Here is a 1,836-nt window from a genome sequence, read left to right as displayed (position 1 = left end):
TGGAAACCTACCAACGATAACAAGAACTTTTACAAAACTGGCAGCCCGACCGTAGAAACCCAAAGTGCCCAGCACCACGACACACTAAACAGTAAATTTTGAGCCACCCTACAAAAACCATTGAAGCGAACGCTGCCAACCTCAATGGACAAATGAGGATGAACTTCGCTAGTTAACACCAAAAAGATAATGGCGAAAACTCATGAACCACACACCAAACCTATATTAAAACACCGCTTTTACAAATAAAATTTATCTTGATTTCGTGGTGCCAAATAACGCCCTGTTAAGGGGCTGATAATGTTTGGCTAAAATGTGTAGCGAAGCGAAACCGAGCCAAACTTTAGCAGTCCCGCTTGAACAGCTTGTTATATTTAATATTCTGCACTATTGAAGACGGTTCTCTTAAAGTTCCAGTTAACATTATTACTGTCTAAATGCTTCCTATCAATTTTAGGGGAGTATACATAAGCTAAAAATTTGAAGTCACTATTTGAAAAACCATATTGTTCAATTAAGAATTCAGCTTCACCAATAGAAGCAAATGCGGCAACACCTTTGAAATTTTCATATTTGGCAGGAAACATTTTTCCAAGAGAGAAACCAACAAGTTTAGAGGTTTTTTGTAACTGCGACGCAAGAAATGCCTCGTTTAATTCAGCATCCGAATTTTTTAAAATTGCCAACATGATGAATGTGTCATGGTAATCGAAATTCCAAATATCTACTTCGTCGTTGCTTTCATCAAGATAGCCTGATGCTTTCACTGGCAGTTTAAACCTTAACCCATAATTATCAAAAAATTTGTAATCAGCTAAAGTAATCTCTACATCATACTCTTTGCCTTCTATACTCACTTTCCGTTGTTGGCTTGTGGAAATACGAGATTTTTCCCCGTTTATGGAAAGGACATACTCGGCTTCAATTTTATTAAGCTCAGCAGAATAAACTTTAAAACAAAAGATTAAAGCAATGAATAGGCTAACTTTGATGTTTGGCACTGAACGTCCTTTATTAAATATAACGCCAAGCTAATAGGCGTTTACTGTTTGGCTAAAATTGTGAGCGCAGCGAAACGAGCCAAACTTTAAACGTCCCATTGAGCGCCTTGTTATGCGCTGGTTGCGATAACCACAAACAACGCCATTTATATAAGATTTCGTGGCAGCCCGACCGTAGAAAACAAGAACTCCCACGCAGCGCGACACACCAAACCATGAATTTTTGAGCCACTTAAATAAAGCAACTTTTGCCACCAAACATACTTTGGCGAAAAACTGTTTAGCCAAAAGCTGAAACAGCGCTATTGGCACATAAACTACCAAAACAATGAATCGGCAACAAGCACCCTAGCCTTTGTAAAATTCCAGCTGAAAACAATAAATTTAATCGAATTCGCAGCTGACGCATAACGCCCCAATAAGGGGCTGATAATGCTTGGCTAAAATGTGTAGCGAAGCGAAACCGAGCCAAGCTTTAGCAGTCCCACTTGATTGCCTTGTTAGGTGAATTTACTCCACTACCATATTTTTGCGTATTACCCTTATCAAGTCCTGAGCTACTGTTAAATGAGTACGCAATTTTACATTGTAATAATTTACTTCTGACTCATGCATCGTATGCCCGTTTATTGGAGTTAAAACAAGATCATTTATACTTCCCATTCCACCAAATGCGCTCTCAAACATTTCAATCCCTCTATATTGGCCATTACGCAAAAGGATTGCACATTTTTCGAACCATGAAGCCCATTGACTTTCTGAGCAAGATCGAAGTAATTCTGCCCCTTTATCAAGCTCCAAAACTAGTTTTTGAGTGCTTGGCCCCATATTCACC

The 1,836-nt window shown here is 38.9% G+C and carries 2 protein-coding genes; both read right to left on the bottom strand.

What is annotated here, in order from left to right:
• Positions 1-374 precede the first annotated feature (374 nt).
• Positions 375-1,001, bottom strand: coding sequence for a hypothetical protein (locus AC27JP_RS20265; protein WP_487117756.1), 627 nt, complete (start codon positions 999-1,001; stop codon positions 375-377).
• A 510-nt stretch (positions 1,002-1,511) separates the two neighbouring features.
• On the bottom strand, positions 1,512-1,836 hold a 325-nt coding region (locus tag AC27JP_RS20260), incomplete at its 5' end, for a DUF6966 domain-containing protein (protein WP_487117755.1).

It is taken from the genome of Colwellia sp. SU-HH01172, assembly GCF_057553355.1.
The sequence above is the reverse complement of the archived record's forward strand: the minus strand, read 5'-3'. Positions and strand labels throughout refer to the sequence as shown.